The sequence below is a fragment of the Gemmatimonas sp. genome, assembly GCF_031426495.1.
Classification (GTDB): domain Bacteria; phylum Gemmatimonadota; class Gemmatimonadetes; order Gemmatimonadales; family Gemmatimonadaceae; genus Gemmatimonas.
The window spans coordinates 62,146-76,652 of the sequence record NZ_JANPLK010000002.1 but is presented as its reverse complement, the minus strand read 5'-3'; the positions used below and the strand labels follow the sequence as shown (position 1 = coordinate 76,652).

Annotated in this window: 15 protein-coding genes, 1 pseudogene and 1 other annotated feature; of the genes and pseudogenes, 4 read left to right on the top strand and 12 right to left on the bottom strand. The window is 65.4% G+C overall.

The features are described 5' to 3' along the window. Window positions 1–162 precede the first annotated feature (162 nt). Window positions 163–1,212 (top strand): 3-deoxy-7-phosphoheptulonate synthase, encoded by a 1,050-nt coding sequence (gene aroF, locus RMP10_RS01070; protein ID WP_345785764.1) that lies wholly within the window; start codon window positions 163–165, stop codon window positions 1,210–1,212. 213 nt (window positions 1,213–1,425) lie between these two features. Here the strand turns inward: aroF and RMP10_RS01065 are convergent, their stop codons facing one another. From RMP10_RS01065 to RMP10_RS01035, 7 genes are all read right to left on the bottom strand, one after another. Beyond that, window positions 1,426–2,427: a hypothetical protein gene (locus tag RMP10_RS01065; protein WP_310568667.1), complete on the bottom strand. Its 1,002-nt coding sequence runs from the start codon at window positions 2,425–2,427 to the stop codon at window positions 1,426–1,428. A gap of 53 nt (window positions 2,428–2,480) precedes the next feature. Then, window positions 2,481–4,004 carry an ATP-binding protein gene (locus tag RMP10_RS01060; RefSeq protein WP_310568666.1) on the bottom strand — a complete coding sequence of 508 codons (1,524 nt, stop codon included), beginning with the start codon at window positions 4,002–4,004 and terminating at the stop codon, window positions 2,481–2,483. A 38-nt stretch (window positions 4,005–4,042) separates the two neighbouring features. Further along, complete coding sequence (locus RMP10_RS01055) at window positions 4,043–4,723, bottom strand: response regulator transcription factor (RefSeq protein WP_310568665.1); 681 nt, start codon at window positions 4,721–4,723, stop codon at window positions 4,043–4,045. A gap of 199 nt (window positions 4,724–4,922) precedes the next feature. Then, entirely contained in the window at window positions 4,923–6,113 is a 1,191-nt protein-coding gene (locus RMP10_RS01050; RefSeq protein ID WP_310568664.1) for a UvrB/UvrC motif-containing protein, read from the bottom strand. Window positions 6,114–6,157: 44 nt separating this feature from the next. Further along, on the bottom strand, window positions 6,158–7,756 hold the full coding sequence (locus tag RMP10_RS01045) for a cryptochrome/photolyase family protein (protein ID WP_310568663.1): 1,599 nt from the start codon (window positions 7,754–7,756) through the stop codon (window positions 6,158–6,160). 270 nt (window positions 7,757–8,026) lie between these two features. Further along, the gene (locus tag RMP10_RS01040; protein ID WP_310568662.1) at window positions 8,027–8,458 is read right to left on the bottom strand and encodes a DUF6524 family protein; all 432 of its coding nucleotides are present in this window, start codon (window positions 8,456–8,458) and stop codon (window positions 8,027–8,029) included. Beyond that, a complete protein-coding gene (locus RMP10_RS01035) occupies window positions 8,451–8,966 on the bottom strand; it encodes a hypothetical protein (RefSeq protein WP_310568661.1) in 516 nt (171 codons plus the stop codon). Before RMP10_RS01035 ends, RMP10_RS01040 begins: the two co-directional genes overlap by 8 nt. Between RMP10_RS01035 and RMP10_RS01030 the strand changes: the two genes are divergently transcribed. Then, complete coding sequence (locus RMP10_RS01030) at window positions 8,965–9,678, top strand: DUF4126 domain-containing protein (RefSeq protein ID WP_309671300.1); 714 nt, start codon at window positions 8,965–8,967, stop codon at window positions 9,676–9,678. The two genes, RMP10_RS01035 and RMP10_RS01030, sit on opposite strands and share 2 nt — an antisense overlap. A gap of 17 nt (window positions 9,679–9,695) precedes the next feature. Here the strand turns inward: RMP10_RS01030 and RMP10_RS01025 are convergent, their stop codons facing one another. Continuing rightward, window positions 9,696–9,986 (bottom strand): zf-HC2 domain-containing protein, encoded by a 291-nt coding sequence (locus RMP10_RS01025; protein WP_309671302.1) that lies wholly within the window; start codon window positions 9,984–9,986, stop codon window positions 9,696–9,698. Next, window positions 9,983–10,576 carry a sigma-70 family RNA polymerase sigma factor gene (locus tag RMP10_RS01020; protein WP_309671304.1) on the bottom strand — a complete coding sequence of 198 codons (594 nt, stop codon included), beginning with the start codon at window positions 10,574–10,576 and terminating at the stop codon, window positions 9,983–9,985. Before RMP10_RS01020 ends, RMP10_RS01025 begins: the two co-directional genes overlap by 4 nt. 71 nt (window positions 10,577–10,647) lie before the next feature. On the opposite strand from RMP10_RS01020, the gene RMP10_RS01015 reads away from it, so the two are divergent. Then, a complete protein-coding gene (locus RMP10_RS01015) occupies window positions 10,648–11,364 on the top strand; it encodes a cytochrome b/b6 domain-containing protein (RefSeq protein ID WP_310568660.1) in 717 nt (238 codons plus the stop codon). Next, window positions 11,361–12,080, top strand: coding sequence for a molybdopterin-dependent oxidoreductase (locus RMP10_RS01010; protein ID WP_310568659.1), 720 nt, complete (start codon window positions 11,361–11,363; stop codon window positions 12,078–12,080). Before RMP10_RS01015 ends, RMP10_RS01010 begins: the two co-directional genes overlap by 4 nt. A 51-nt stretch (window positions 12,081–12,131) precedes the next feature. On the opposite strand, the pseudogene RMP10_RS01005 reads toward RMP10_RS01010, so the two are convergent. From RMP10_RS01005 to RMP10_RS00995, 3 genes and pseudogenes are all read right to left on the bottom strand, one after another. After that, window positions 12,132–12,266: pseudogene (locus RMP10_RS01005) on the bottom strand (IS3 family transposase); the annotation flags it as partial. Beyond that, window positions 12,168–12,283: a sequence feature (AL1L pseudoknot), on the bottom strand. It overlaps the preceding pseudogene by 99 nt. A gap of 68 nt (window positions 12,284–12,351) precedes the next feature. Beyond that, window positions 12,352–12,939, bottom strand: coding sequence for a hypothetical protein (locus tag RMP10_RS01000; protein WP_309670396.1), 588 nt, complete (start codon window positions 12,937–12,939; stop codon window positions 12,352–12,354). Between the two features lie 212 nt (window positions 12,940–13,151). Then, on the bottom strand, window positions 13,152–13,958 hold the full coding sequence (locus tag RMP10_RS00995; protein ID WP_310568658.1) for a hypothetical protein: 807 nt from the start codon (window positions 13,956–13,958) through the stop codon (window positions 13,152–13,154). Window positions 13,959–14,507 lie beyond the last annotated feature (549 nt).

Genomic DNA, 14,507 nt, shown 5'->3' with positions numbered 1-14,507 from the left:
GCCGACCCGCATGGGCCCCGGTGTATTTGGCGTGCGCGACTGATTCGCTGACGCTCCAACACTGTGAGGCTCGTGCAATCGCACGGGCCTTTTGCTTGTCCGGCCCTCGCGATGTTCGGCGCCTCGTGATGTTCTACCGCACTCCATCATGAGATGACCCCGATGATCATCGTTACCGTACCTGGAATTTCCGAAAGCGCACTCGCCCGACTGATCGAGCACGTCGAGGCCGCGGGATTGCGCACCCATGTGTCACGCGGCGAGCACCGCACCATCGTGGGGTGCATCGGCGACGAGGGCCTGCTGAGCGATCATGGTCTCACGCAGCTCGAGGGGGTGGAGCGCGTCCTCCCCGTGCTCAAGCCGTACAAGCTGGCCTCACGCGAATTCTCGGTGCAGTCGACGGCGATTCGTCTGGGTGACGCGGCCGATACGGTGATCGGTGGACGCGATCTGGTGGTGATTGCCGGTCCGTGCTCGGTGGAAGGACGTGAGATGATGCACCAGACGGCGCATGCGGTGCAGCGCTCGGGCGCGCGTCTGCTGCGCGCCGGTGCCTTCAAGCCGCGTTCGTCACCGTACGCGTTTCAGGGCATGGGTGAGGAGGGGCTCAAGATTCTGGCCGAGGTGCGCGCGGAAACGGGCATGCCGATCGTGACGGAAGTGATGGACACGCGACAGGTGGAGCTGGTGGCGAGCTACGCCGACGTGCTGCAGATCGGCGCGCGCAACATGCAGAACTTTCCGCTGCTCACCGAAGTGGGTCGCACGCAGCGTCCGGTATTGCTCAAGCGCGGCTTGTCGGCCACGATCACCGAGCTGCTGATGGCGGCCGAGTACATCATGGCGCAGGGCAACGGCGACGTGATTCTGTGCGAGCGCGGCATCCGCACGTACGAAACTTCCACGCGGAATACGCTCGACGTGGCGGCGATTCCGGTGCTCAAGCGCGAAACGCACTTGCCGGTCATGGTCGACCCGTCGCACGCGGGAGGCCGCGCCCATCTGGTGGCGCCGCTGGCGATGGCTGCCGTGGCGGCTGGTGCGGATGGTCTGATCGTCGAGGTGCATCCGCACCCGGCCACGGCCAAGTCCGACGGCGAGCAGTCACTGGAGCCGAGCGCGTTCGCCGCTATGATGCAGCAAGTGCGGGCGGTGGCGCTGGCGGTGGGGCGTGAGCTGAGCTGGGAGGTTGAGCTGGCGTCGGTGTAGGTCGGAGCTGCAACTGCAACTGCAACAGCAACTGCAAAAGGTTCACGCGAAGCTCGCGAAGAGCGCGAAGGTTCGCGAAGAACAGCAAAAGAAAGGCAATGAATGAAAAAGCGCGAAGGGCTCGAGGTATTACTCGGGCTCCTTCGCGTGTCTTCGCGTTCTTCGCGGACTTCGCGTGAACTTAGTTGCTGTTCGCTGACTACTCGCCGCTACTCACCCGATTGGCTTGCGCTCGGAGGGCGGGATCACGGCGCGGCCGATGGTGCCTTGGTCGCTGCCGAACCAGATGGTGCGGGTGTTCTTGTCGAACACCATGTGCCGGACCGTGTTCGGCGCGGCTTTGCCTATGTCGGTGGGTGTGGTGAACGTATTGGTGCGTGGGTCGAAGCCCACCAGGCGGTTCGGCTGCTTACCCGTTTCCACGAACCAGAGGCGGTCGGCGTCATCGACCGTCATGGCGTAGGGCAGTGACGTGCTGCCGCCGGGCATGGGCCAATCTTTCACGGCGCCGCTGACCGGATCGAGGCGGCCCAGATAGCCACGCGAATAGTCCACGTACCACACGGCGCCGTCGGTGGTGAGGGCGATGCGACGGCCACGGGCGCGTTCGTCGGGCAATACATACTCGCGCACGCGCATGCTGGTGGGATCGATCGTGCCGATCTTGTTCACGCCGAACAAGTTGAACCACGGACGGCCCTTGGCGTCGATCACGATGCCATAGGGGCGCGAACGCGGCGTGGACATTCTCATGATCGTCACCTTACCCGTCTTCTTGACGAGGTGGCCGACCATGTTGCTGTTCTGCAGCGTGAACCAGAGGTTGCCCTGCGTATCGAACGCGATCGTGTGCGGGTCCTTGGCGTCAGGCTCGGGCATCGGATAGCGCGTGATCGCGCCCGTTGTGCCGTCGATCTTGCCGATCATGCCGTTGCGATTGCCGGTGTACCAGGCGTCGCCGTCCTTATCGACCGAGACGGTGTGCGGAAAGGTGCCGGCGTCGATCTCGAGCTTCGTGAACGCGCCGCTCTTGGGATCGAGGCGCGCCACGTAGTTGCCTTCCTGCCCGACGAACCACACGCGACCCTGCGTATCGAGCGACGGATCGCGCGGGCGCGTGTCGGTCCATGGCACATTCCACTCCGTCACCACGGCGGTGTCGGCCGTGCGCTTCTGCGCGATTACGATAGAGGGCGTGAGGGAGGCACTGGCCATCGCGGCGTATAGAGCGACGCGGGGCAGGCGGGTAGTTTCGCTGCATCGGGAATTCATGCGACGTCTCCTGAAGCGGAAGCCGAGCGGGGCAGCGACACGCGGAAACAGGCGCCGTGGGCCCGATCGGTCGACGGACGCAGAGCAATATGCCCGCCGTGCGCATGGGCGATAGCCTGTGCGATGGCGAGGCCTAGTCCGGCACCGCCGCCGTGCCCGCTGGCGTCGTCGGGTTGTGACGAAGCGCCGTGCACGAACCGCTCGAACAGCCGGTCACGGAGTGCCGCCGGCACGCCGGGCCCTTCGTCGTCCACGTCTATCAAAACGAGCCGATCGGTGGCATCGACGCGCACGAACACGGTGCTCGACGGGGGCGCATGCTTGAGCGCATTGTCCAGCAGGTTCAGCACGAGTCGGTGCAGCAGGATGTTATCGCCATGCATGCGCAGCCCAGCCGTCGCGGGTGATTCGCTGAGTTGCAACGACACGCCTCGCGATTCGGCCAGCGATCGCACACTATGTGCGGCCGTCGTCACCAACTCGGCGATCGCCACGTCGCGATGCTCGCCGATCGGGCTGCCCGCATCGACGCGCGCCAGCAGGAACAGGTCATCCACGATGCGCGAGAGACGTACCGATTCCTGCTGTATCACCTGCAGCGCTTCGCGGTACTCCGCTTCATCGCGGGTGCTGCGACGCAAGGTGACATCGGCTTCACCGCGAATGATGGCGATCGGCGTGCGCAACTCGTGTGATGCGTCGGCCACGAACTGGCGCTGGGTGCGGAACGCTTCGCCCACGCGACCTAGCAATCCGTTCACGATGAAGGCGAGCCGACCGAGCTCGTCGTGCGGATTCACCACCTGCAGCCGGTCGTCGAGATTGGCAGCGGTGATCGTGGCGGTGCGTGTCGTAATCGCATCGAGTGGCGCGAGACTGCGGCGGGCCAAGGCATAGCCGGCAATCACCGACGCCAGCAGCGCCAGCGGAATGGCCAGCAACAGCGTGTTGCGCACCGCGCGCAGCAGTAGCCGGTCGTCTTCGAGGGAGTGCAATGCGGTGACGAGCAGTGGAGGCTCGCCGGGATCCTGCACCATCGGCGCCAGGCGCGTGACACCGGCGCGCCAGTCGATACCGCGCATACGAATGGTCCCGACGGCCACCTGACGCTCGTCGGCAATCTCGCTGGCGCGCGTTTGCACGATATCGCGCAGCAGCGTGCGTACTTCGTCGGGCAGAAGCACCGCGTCATCGCTGGTGTTGATCGATGTGCGCGACGAGCCGGGCTGACGGGCGGCCATGAGCTGCGCGCCTTCATCGGCAATGAACACTTCGAGATCGCCGACACGCAACTCGCGCAACACGGCCTGTTCGGTTTCACCACGCACCTCTTCCACGTCGCCGCGGGCGTGCGCGGCCGCGCGTTCGGCACGAATGGCACCAGCCACAACGCGCGCCGACTCCCGCACAGCGGCGTCAGTGCGCTGTCGCAGTGTCGTCGTAAGCGTGACCCAGCCGGCCAGCGCGAAGGCGCCGAGGACGAAGGCGAGCACACTGGCGTTCCAGAGCGTGAGGCGCATCCGGATAGAGAGGCGCAGGCCCCAGCTCGTTACTCTGCTCACGTGGGCGCAACGTTGGAGAGTATGTAGCCGGCGCCGCGACGGGTGTGGATCAGTGGTGGCCACGGTGCGCGGTCGATCTTGCCGCGCAGTCGATTCACGTACACTTCGACGGCGTTAGTGAACGGATCGTGATTGTCATCCCACACATGCGCCACGATATCGGCGCGCGAGACCACGTTGCCGACACGGCGCGCGAGCAGTTCGAGCAATGCGTACTCCTTGGCGGTGAGCGCAATGGGCACACCGGCGCGCGACACAGCGTGTGATTGCAGGTCGATCTCACAATCGCCTACGCGCACGAGCATGGCCTGTAGCGCTTCTGGTCGGCGCAGGAGCGCGCGCAAACGCGCCAGCAGCTCACCGAAATCGAACGGCTTCGCGAGATAGTCGTCGGCGCCCTGATCGAGACCGGCAATGCGATCGGCCACGGCGTCGCGCGAAGTGAGCATGAGCACCGGCGTGCGGACCTTACGGGCACGCAACGTGGACACGACCCCGAAGCCGTCGGTGCCCGGCAACATGACATCGAGGATGATCGCGTCGTACGTATTTACGACGGCCTGGACGATGGCGTCGGAGCCGTTCTCGCACACGTCCACCGCGTATGCTTCCTCGCGGAGACCGCGGGCGATCAGTCGCGCGAGGCGGGGATCATCTTCTACGACGAGCAGGCGCATGGCGACCGGGGAAAATGGGACGGATGGCGCGGGAGCAGCGGGCCGTCGTTAATCGTGGTGAAAGGTGCCCGCTCGTACTCTCCCTGAGTCTCATCGTTTCGCCCACCCAGGGGCGGGACCCGAAGCAAGCGAACGGTGGACAACGCGGCGGGCCCGGGGAAACCCGGGCACGTCGTGTTTTTGTACGCGTCGGACGCCATTACGCTGGCGATCGCTTCGCCGGTCGCATGGCGACCTTCGTGCGAGCTTTCTCCTTGGGCCGACGACGGAACCAGCTGGCCACGAGGTAGAACTCGTCGAGATCGTGGGTGGGGATATCGGCCCCCGAGGGGTCGGCGCCCTTGAACACCTTCGCGGCGAGCTCACGGAAGGCGGCGCGTTCCTCCGGCGTTTTTGGCGCCGGCACCTCGGCGCGCACCGTGCCGCGTCGGACCAGATATACCCACTCCTGCGCATCGGGGCCCACCGCGTGGTAGCGGAACGTGAGCCGGTCCACGTTGGCGTGAAAGTGCTGCACGCGTTCGTGCAGCCAGCTTACCAGCGCCAACCGATCACGGATTACTGCCGCTCGCTCGAAGGCGAGCTGCTCGGACGCCTGTTGCATGGCCATCTCGAGCGTGCGCACGGGCGCATCGCTCCGGCCGTCGAGAAAGGCGCGCACGGTCACCGCCGCCTCGCGGTACGGCTGCGACGCACCGGCGCCGATGCATGGTCCGGCGCACGTGCCGACGTCGTGGCGCAGACAGCCCGGCGCGCGCGTGCGGCTCGCGCCGCGCCGTGGCTGTGAGGCGGGATCGTCGTCGAACCAGAGCGTGCTACCGCGACTAGCCGCACTGCCCGTGATGCGCACGACGTCATCATGCACGCAGTCGCGCAAGCCGGTGCCCTCGGCCAGCGCACGCACGGCTTCGCGCAGCTGCGCCACCCGACGGAACGGACCGAACAGCGCAATGGCCGCGGGATCATCGGAACGGGCCACGACGCGCAGCCCGGGCACGCTGCCACCCGTAAGCGCGACGTAGGCGCGCGGCCACTCGTCCTGCACCATCATTGCGTTGAAGTGCGGACGATGCTGCTTGATGAGCCGCAGCTCGCGCAGCAACGCGCCGAACTCGGTATTGGTGTACTCCCACTCGATCTGAAAGGCGTGGCGCAAGATGCGCGCGCCCTTGTGGCGTCCCTTCGCACGGAAGTACGACAACAATCGGGTGCGCAGCACGCGCGACTGCCCGACGTACAGGACGACGCCAGTGGGTCCGATCATGCGATAGACGCCAGGCCGGTTCTCGCACCCTTCGCGCACCAACGCCCGCAACTGCTTGCGATGCGTCGGGGTCGATTGGGGCGGTCGAACGTACAGGCGAGTGCGCTGCGGGGCGGGCGTGTCCACCCGTTCAAGCTATGATGCGCGACGTCCGTTCAGCAATGTGGCCGCTACGCGGTGGTGCCTACGGCTGGCGGCGCGAACGCACTGTCGTACGCCAGCGCATCGCGAAACGCCGCGGCCTGCGCGCGGATCTGCACCAGCTCCGGCTCGGCGATGTTCTTCACGTGCACGAACATCATGCGCATGCGCGGATGATTCGCGAAGCGCGCCTGGTGTGACGCGAGGAAGTCCCAGTACAACACATTCACCGGACAGGCGTCGGGACCGGTGCGCTGCTTCACGTCGTAGCGACAGCTGCCGCAGTAGTTGCTCATACGGTTGACGTATGCGCCCGATGCCACGTACGGCTTGGAGGCGAGCGCGCCGCCATCACCCCAGGTGCCCATGCCGACGACGTTGGGCAGCTCGACCCACTCGTACGCGTCAGTGAACGCGCTCCAGTACCAGCGCGAGAGCGCAGCCGGCTCCACGCCAATCAGGGTGGCGATGTTACACTGCACCATGAGGCGGGCGATGTGATGCACGCGACCATAGTCGCGTACCTGCCGGATGGTGTCGGCGAGGCAGCGCATCTCGCAGGCCGCACTCGTGGCCGCCGAGTCGTCGTACGCTTCGCCATCCGGCGCCCAGAACCAGCGTGGCAACTCACGCGTGGCGTTGAGCGCGTTGGCGGTGCGGAGTCCGGGCATGAGATGCCAGTACATGCCGCGGATGTACTCGCGCCACCCGAGAATCTGCCGGATGAAGCCTTCGGCCGAGGCGATGGGAACGAGGCCCGCGCGCCACGCGGCTTCGGCTTTGCGCACGCATTCGAGCGGGTGCAGCAACCCGACGTTGATGATCGACGACAGGGTGGAATGCAACAGATCGGGCGCGCCGTGCACGAGGGCGTCTTCGTACGGACCGAATTCCGGCAGTCGTTCGGCAATGAACCGATCGAGCCAGGCTTTGGCGTCGGCACGGGTCACGGGCAGCGCGAACGTGTCCACGCTGCCCCAGCGATTTCGCCACGTCCGCACGCGGTCCATCTGGGCGCGCGTGATCTCGTCGGGCTCGATGCGCCACACCTCGGGCGCCGCGCGACCTTTGGGCCACGGCTTCCGGTTGTCGGCGTCGAAATTCCACTGCCCGCCACTCGGCGTGCCGTCGGGCTCCATGAGAATGCCGTGTTTCCGGCGCATCTCCCGGTAGAAGAACTCCATCCGGTGCTCTTTGCGCCCGCGAGCCCAGGTCGCGAACTCCTCGCGGGTGGCCAGAAATCCGCGGTCTTCGCGCAGGGTCAGGCTGCGGCCGTCCGCTTCGAGGAGGGTGCGGGCGCGATCGAGCTCGTCGACCATATCCTGCTCGCGTCCTTCGGTGGCGACGACTTTCGCGGCACTGAACTCGGCCGCGGCGGCAGCGATGCCCTCGGCGTAGCTGGGCGCCGTCCGGTAGGCGACCCGATAGCCGGCCGCTTCGAGGGCAGCGGCGAAGTGCTGCATGGACGACAGCAGCAGGACGAGCTTCTGGCGGTGCCAGGGGAGGGAGGAGCCCTTGGCGACGGATTCGAGCAACAACACGACGACGTCGTCGCGAGGTTCACGCGGGATATTCGCGACCGCGCGCGAGGATTCCCAAGGGGCGACGAAGGCAAGAGTGGTTGGCATTGGTACTGCGGCGAACGGGAGGGAGGAGGAAAGGGGTTCCCGGTCTGCTTTGGGCTGTGGGCTGTGGGGCTGTGGGCTGTGGGGCTGTGGGCTTTGGGCCATGGGCTCTGAGCAAAAAAGGCCGTAGGCCATGGGCTTCTGGACACCGCGTCTTGCCCAAAGCTCACGGCCCAAAGCCTTCACAGCCCACGGCCCAAGGCCCAAAGCCTACGGCTTACAGCCCACAGCCCCAGAGCCCAGAGCCCCAGAGCCCCCAAAGCCCCCAAGAACTCAGTCCGTCTGGTCCATGTCGACCTGTCCACTCATCGACTTCGACACGTGCGACCAGCTCATCCCGACCGCGAGCAGCACGGACAGGCAGAGCAGCACGACATACGAAATCCCGCGGGCCGATCCGGCGCTCACGATGCCGAAGTCGAGGAGGATCCACACCAGGGCGCCCGAGATCGCGATCACCAGCGCGGCTCCGCCCATGCCGATCGAGCGGCGGGTGGCGTTCAGGAACACTCCCCATCCACCGAGCAGCAGGATCCCCACCAAGAACTTGACTGATGCCGGGCCAGTGCTCGTAGTATGTCCTAATAGTGGCGCGATAGCCCAGTGGTAAAACGAGTATCCTTCGGGATTGTACGTGGCGAACACCAGCACGAGGGCGGCGAAAAGCCGAGTGGCGATGCCGGCGGGACCGGGTCCGTTAGCCATGTGCGGGGCGGGGAAAGAGACGTTGCAGGAGAGCACCGGCGCACCAGGCGGCGGTGACGAGGACCAGCAGGAACTTCACCGACGCGGCCAGGCCGGCGGTGACGGCGAGCGGGTTCGACGCCCCGGCGACGAGCTCGCGCCAGAGCAGGGCGTTCTCGAGTGCGTCGAGCGGGATGCACAGGAGCACGGCAAACGCCAGGCGCGCACCGAGGCGGTCGAAGTTCGACCCGTTGTCGCGGCGCAGCAGCTGGACCAGACCGCGGAACATGAACGGATAGACCAGCAGGAACGCCACGTCCACTCCAAGACTGACGAGCGCGATTTCGGTGACGCCCATGCTGCGCCAGGTGCTCATGATCTCCGCCGCACGGACCTGGGTGAAGGCCAGCTCGAAGCCGACGATGCCCCACGGGGTTTCCGGCGACGTGAGCGCGCCGTCGGTCAGGCGCAGCTGCACCATGAGCACCAGCGAGAGCGTCGCCAGGAAAAGCCATCCGAAGAACCGCATGGCACCAGAGTACTGTGCAGGCGTCGCGGGCGGAACGGCGCTGTGGTATCTCTCGTACATGCGACCGGATGCGTTCCTCACGAGTGATGCCCTGCTGGGTGTGGCGATCGGACTCGGTCTGGCGGCGGCCGCGGGCTTCCGGGTGTTCGTGCCCCTGCTGGCGGCGGCCATTGCGGCGAAAACCGGTGTGCTGGAGCTCTCACCCGGCTTTCTCTGGTTGGCCACCACACCGGCCATTGCCGCGCTGGCCATCGCGACGCTGCTGGAGATCGGCGCCTACACCGTGCCGTGGATCGATCAGCTGCTCGACGTGATCGCGACGCCCACGGCGCTCGTGGCCGGCATGCTGGCGGCGGCGTCGGTGGTGGTGGATTTGCCCCCACTCGTGAAGTGGAGCGTGGTGCTCATCGCGGGTGGGGCGGCTGGCATCACGCAGGGCGCGTCGGTGCTCACGCGCTTCAAGTCGACGACGCTCACCGGTGGCGTGGGCAATCCCGTGGTGTCGACTATGGAGCTGATCGGCGCCGTGCTCACGAGTGTGCTGGCGATCTTCCTGCCGCTCGTGGCGCTGCTGGCGGTGGTGATGTCGCTGGTGCTGGTGACGCGCAAGGTTGGACGTATCGCTTTTGGTCGCCGGGCCGCGCGTGCCATCGCGCCGCCCAGTGCTCCGCCTGGATCTGGTCCCCCGCGCATTCCGCGCGGCGGCCGGTAGACGGTCGTTCGTCGCGGTTACGCGCCCAAGGAAAACCCTTCGCGCTGCAGCGCTTCCACCACGCGCGAGCGCAGGGCATTCGGGTCCGGACGGTCGCTGCCGACAGACTCGCGCTGGCTCGAGGACAGGGCACTGAGAAAGGTGCGCGCGAACTGAAAGTGCTCGCCGCACGCCGCACACCGCTCCACGTGCGCCGCCACTTCGGCCATGCGCGTGGCATCGAGCTCATGGTCGAGATAGTCCCAGAGGCGCTGCACGGCCGTACGGCAGTCGATCGGCTCCGGCGCGACGTCGGTGGATGTGGTCATGAGTCGGGGCGGGTTGACGGGTTGGATACCGCAGCCTTGGTGACGCCGAGGTCACGGGCATACTCGAACAGTTGTTCTTGCAGCAATCGCCGTGCGCGGAAGAGCCGAGAGCGGATTGTGCCAATAGGCACCTCGGCGACCTGCGCGGCTTCTTCGTACGACAGCCCTTCCACATCGACCAGCGTGACCGCCGCCCGATACGGCGCAGCGAGCTGCTCGATGGCCTCGCGGATGGCCGGCCCGACATCGATGCTGCACACGTAGGCATCGAGCCCCGTGCGTTGCGCTGCCACATGCCCCATCACGGCGCCCATCGTCTCGAGCTCGGCGTCGTCGCCGTCGCTCGAGAGCACCACCCGCTGCTCGCGCTCCTGAATGCGGAGAAAGGCGTGATGACAGATGCTGAACAGCCAGCGTCGCACGTCGGAGCCCTGCTGAAACGACGCGTAGCCGCGATAGGCGCGCAGGAAGGTTTCCTGCACGAGATCGTCGGCGGCGCTGTCGTTACGGGTGAGGGACCGGGCAAAGCGCGCGACGTCGGGAAGACAGGTCAACGCACGTCGCTCGAATTCGGCGTCGCGATCGGTCATGCCGCACGTAGCCGGATCGGAGACGGAAAGTTCCCGGGAACTCCGACCGACGGTCGGGTCTACGTGAACGCATGTCCAACTCCCGCCGTCATCATCCCATCGCCCGGATCACCCATTGGGTCAGTGCCATCGCACTGACCGTCATGGCGGCCTCCGGTATGCGCATTTTCAACGCCGCGCCATTCTTTGCGCGCAAAGGCGACGCGCCGTTTGCGTGGTGGCCTTGGGAGGGCACGCCTATTCCCGCGGTACTCACCCTCGGCGGCTGGCTCGGCGGGGCGCGCCACTGGCACTTCGCGATGATGTGGCTGCTGGTGGCGAACGCGCTGGTGTATCTGGTGCACCTGTTTCGCCACGGACGGTGGCGGACGATTGTCCCGCGCGTGAATGCCTGGCGCGATGCGATCGAGATGGCGCGCTTCTACCTGTACGTGCGCAAGGATCACCCCGTGCAGGGCAAGCACAACGCGCTGCAGCAGTACGCGTACACCAGCATGCTGGTGATCGGCGCCGTGATGGTGACGAGTGGCGTCGCGATCTGGAAGCCGGTGTCGTTGTCGTGGCTCACCAATCTGTACGGTGGCTATGCGCTTGCACGGTGGTGGCACTTCGCCGCCATGCTGGCGCTCGGGCTGCTGGTGCTGGTGCACGTGATCATGGTGTTCACCGTCGATCCATACGCCCTGCGCGCCATGACCACAGGCGGTTACGACGAAGACCGGTGGTCGCCGGAAGCGCGCAACGCGCGCCCGTTGTCGAATCTGCTGCCGCGGAGCAAGAAGCCATGAATGCGCCCACCGATCGTCGGATGTTTCTGCGGCTGCTCAGTCTCGGGCTGTCGGCCCCACTGATCGCCGCGTGCAACGCACAGGGTACGCCGGGCATGCTGCAGCTGCTCGATCTCGTGGGCACCAAGAACGAGAAGTTGGAGCGCTGGCTGCTGAGTCGCGCCGGCAACGACCGCGTGAAGCCCGGCGTGCGCGTGGCGGGCGCGAAATTCCCGAGCTACTTCATCTCCGACAGTGTGCCGACGTGGGACCCGGCGGTGTCTGGTGCGTGGCAGCTCGTAGTCGATGGTGCCGTGCGCACGCCGCTGCGACTCGACTTAACACAGCTGCAACGACTGGCCACGCGCACGCAGACGGTGAATCACTACTGCGTGGAGGGATGGACCGCCGCTGTGAAGTTTCAGGGGGTACCCATGTCCACACTGGCCAAGATGGTGCAGCCCACGCGCGACGCCGGCTTCGTAGACTTCTCGTCGTTCGACGAGGACTACCACGAAAGCTGGGACATCGAGAGCACGATGCATCCGCAAACCATGGTGGCCATCGCCAAAGACGGAGAACTGCTGTCGCCGCGCTACGGCGCACCGGCGCGCGTGCACTCACCGGTGAAGCTGGGGTACAAGAACACCAAGTACCTCACGCGCATCACCTTCATGCCGAAGGCGAACGGTGGGTACTGGAGTGATCTGGGCTACGAGTGGTACGGCGGGACGTGAGGCGCCGTGTCGGAGTTCCGAATGGACTGGGCACTATGTGCCGAACATTGTATCACGCTGCGCTGCGGCATGGGCGCGATATACAGACGGTGCGATCTGCAGCACCCGGCAGATCGGCTCGACACCGATTTCCATCGGATGCTGAGCGATAGACTCGGACAGCAGCGCGCGGGGCGGCCGAGCTCCGGCACGAAAGACAGACATGGAGGCTCGCCGCATGAGCAGTCGTGAATTGCGTGGCGCGTCCGCGTACAAGTTTAGCGCTTACCGATTACGGGAACACGTCGAACGCCCTCCGCGGGCTATCTACCCCAAGATACGTCGCATTGACCGCGATGCGCCCGGTCGTTGTCAGGACCCCATCAAGGACAACACGGCGCTGCTGGCCAGGCGCGAAATACACGCGGCTCACCGTCGTGAACCGGCCGCTCCCCAAACCTTCGTCACCGAGATATGCAGCAGCCAGGAGATCCCCGGGCACGGACACCCACGATGGCCGCCCGGTGGTGTTCGTTGCCGTTACGACGACGGCAACCGTCCCGTTGTAGCGCGCGACCGACAACACGCTGGGATACATGGCGACGTCCACGGAGAGAACGCTGCCGGCGTCTACCGTCGGTACCGACCCTAACTCTGATGTCGTCGGAGCGAGTCCGACATCGGTATTGGCGACAATACCATTGCACATGTCCTCGAACGCGGATGCAGGATGGTCTCCGCGCTGCAGCAAGGCGTGCAGCATCTCATGTCGCACCGTGGGGCCGTCTGCCACGTTACGGACAGCGATACGGTTGCCATCCTCCCACCAATATCCATCGTACTCTCGTCCATCGACGACCACCGCTCCGCTGCGTGGCACGACAAAACGGAGTCGGTCAAACGATCCCTTTCGACCGGCACACTGTTGCACGAGATCCCACCACAGTGCGTACTCGGGTCGTGGCGCGACCGGAACGTACTGGTCAGATGGAAAGGGGCTCGTCACCGCCTCGCAGCCGCACAGGGCCGCCAGCGCCCAGAGCACCACGGTGCGTAAGCATGAGTCTGCCGCGGACTTACCGTGCGTTTCTGTCAAAGGCCAGCAAGCCACGTGCGCCACGAGGTGGTATCCGGCTGCCGACTGATCGCGCGAAGGAAGTCGACCGCGATCTGGCGACTCCGACGATCGTTGACGCCCGCGAGCTCCACCACCAACGTGCTGCGACCCTTCATCAGCGGAACCGCGAGCGCCGGATCGATGGCGGTGCGCGTCAACAGCTGCAGCAAGAGGGTGAACGCTTCAAGGTTGGTCCCATCCAGCACCGCGCGGAGAGATGGCAGCGCGTGCCTCCATGCGACGGGTCTCGGGTACTCACGCATGAGACCGGACAGCGCCAAGATTGCCGTGTGATTCACTCCCGTGTACGGATCACGGAGCGCGCCCACGAGCGCGTGCCACGCGTCGTCGTCCCGGTCGAAGTTCGTTAGTACGGCCGCGGCAAACATGCGATGTTGTCGATTCGCATCGCTCCGGAGTGTCGCGAGGGCGAGCGCCTTGTCCGCTGGCTGATTCTGTTGCTCCAACACTTGCCAAAAGCGCATCGCTTGCGCGGAGTCGCTGACGGCAAATGCCGCTCGCTCGAGTGCTGCGGCCGCTCCACGCTTTCGATAGAGCGGGTAGTACTGCAGTGGATTCACGATGTCCCCCTCGGACCAACGTGCCGCGCCGGAATCAACAACCGTGCGCTGAAGTCGCTTCCAGCGTGCGGCATCAGGGGCAGCTTTCCCTGGCTCCTTGCGCCATTTGATGCGTCCGGCGTCCTCATGCTCGACTAGGAACAGCAGAACGGATTCGGCGCGGTCGCCTTGCTGCCCAACAATGGTTTTGAGGAAGTACACACCCGGAAATTTCAGCTGACCTGAGAGCGCCTTCGTACACTCAACAGTTTGGAAGAGGGAGACGCCAGGCGCGTAGTGCTGGATGGAATCCGCAAGCATGGCAAGGTTCCATTGCCGCAGGCCCACGACATCCACGCGGCCATCGGCGGTTTGAAGGGTCTGTTGGCCCCCCGCCGGCATGGCCGCACACGTCAACATTGCTCCGACCAACACGCATCTGCGAGTACACCGCGAGAGCAGGGCATTCATTTGACGCAGCATACGTGTGATCGATAGTCGATGAGGTGTTGTCCTGCGTTCCGTTACACGCTACCGGCCGGGGAGATCCAGAACAAGACGTGCGCCCCCGCAGTTCTGAAGGCAGCCGCGTGGTTGCCGTTAAGCGGACACGGTAAATCAAGCTGAAATGAATCTACGGCAAAGGCCAACTATGCGACGTCGCGGAGTTGAGCGGGACCAGAAACGTACGCACGTACATTCTGGCTCCATTACCCCACGGCAAGGGTTGCATCATGTGATAACTGGGTCGCCGGCGGCGGAGTATCACCA

What these genes read in the sequence shown, in the direction of transcription:
- aroF (WP_345785764.1), top strand. Translation starts at nt 163, where the DNA reads ATGATCATCGTTACCGTACCTGGAATTTCCGAAAGCGCACTCGCCCGA.
- RMP10_RS01065 (WP_310568667.1), bottom strand. Translation starts at nt 2,427, where the DNA reads ATGGCCAGTGCCTCCCTCACGCCCTCTATCGTAATCGCGCAGAAGCGC.
- RMP10_RS01060 (WP_310568666.1), bottom strand. Translation starts at nt 4,004, where the DNA reads ATGCGCCTCACGCTCTGGAACGCCAGTGTGCTCGCCTTCGTCCTCGGC.
- RMP10_RS01055 (WP_310568665.1), bottom strand. Translation starts at nt 4,723, where the DNA reads ATGCGCCTGCTCGTCGTAGAAGATGATCCCCGCCTCGCGCGACTGATC.
- RMP10_RS01045 (WP_310568663.1), bottom strand. Translation starts at nt 7,756, where the DNA reads ATGCCAACCACTCTTGCCTTCGTCGCCCCTTGGGAATCCTCGCGCGCG.
- RMP10_RS01040 (WP_310568662.1), bottom strand. Translation starts at nt 8,458, where the DNA reads ATGGCTAACGGACCCGGTCCCGCCGGCATCGCCACTCGGCTTTTCGCC.
- RMP10_RS01030 (WP_309671300.1), top strand. Translation starts at nt 8,965, where the DNA reads ATGGCACCAGAGTACTGTGCAGGCGTCGCGGGCGGAACGGCGCTGTGG.
- RMP10_RS01035 (WP_310568661.1), bottom strand. Translation starts at nt 8,966, where the DNA reads ATGCGGTTCTTCGGATGGCTTTTCCTGGCGACGCTCTCGCTGGTGCTC.
- RMP10_RS01025 (WP_309671302.1), bottom strand. Translation starts at nt 9,986, where the DNA reads ATGACCACATCCACCGACGTCGCGCCGGAGCCGATCGACTGCCGTACG.
- RMP10_RS01020 (WP_309671304.1), bottom strand. Translation starts at nt 10,576, where the DNA reads ATGACCGATCGCGACGCCGAATTCGAGCGACGTGCGTTGACCTGTCTT.
- RMP10_RS01015 (WP_310568660.1), top strand. Translation starts at nt 10,648, where the DNA reads ATGTCCAACTCCCGCCGTCATCATCCCATCGCCCGGATCACCCATTGG.
- RMP10_RS01010 (WP_310568659.1), top strand. Translation starts at nt 11,361, where the DNA reads ATGAATGCGCCCACCGATCGTCGGATGTTTCTGCGGCTGCTCAGTCTC.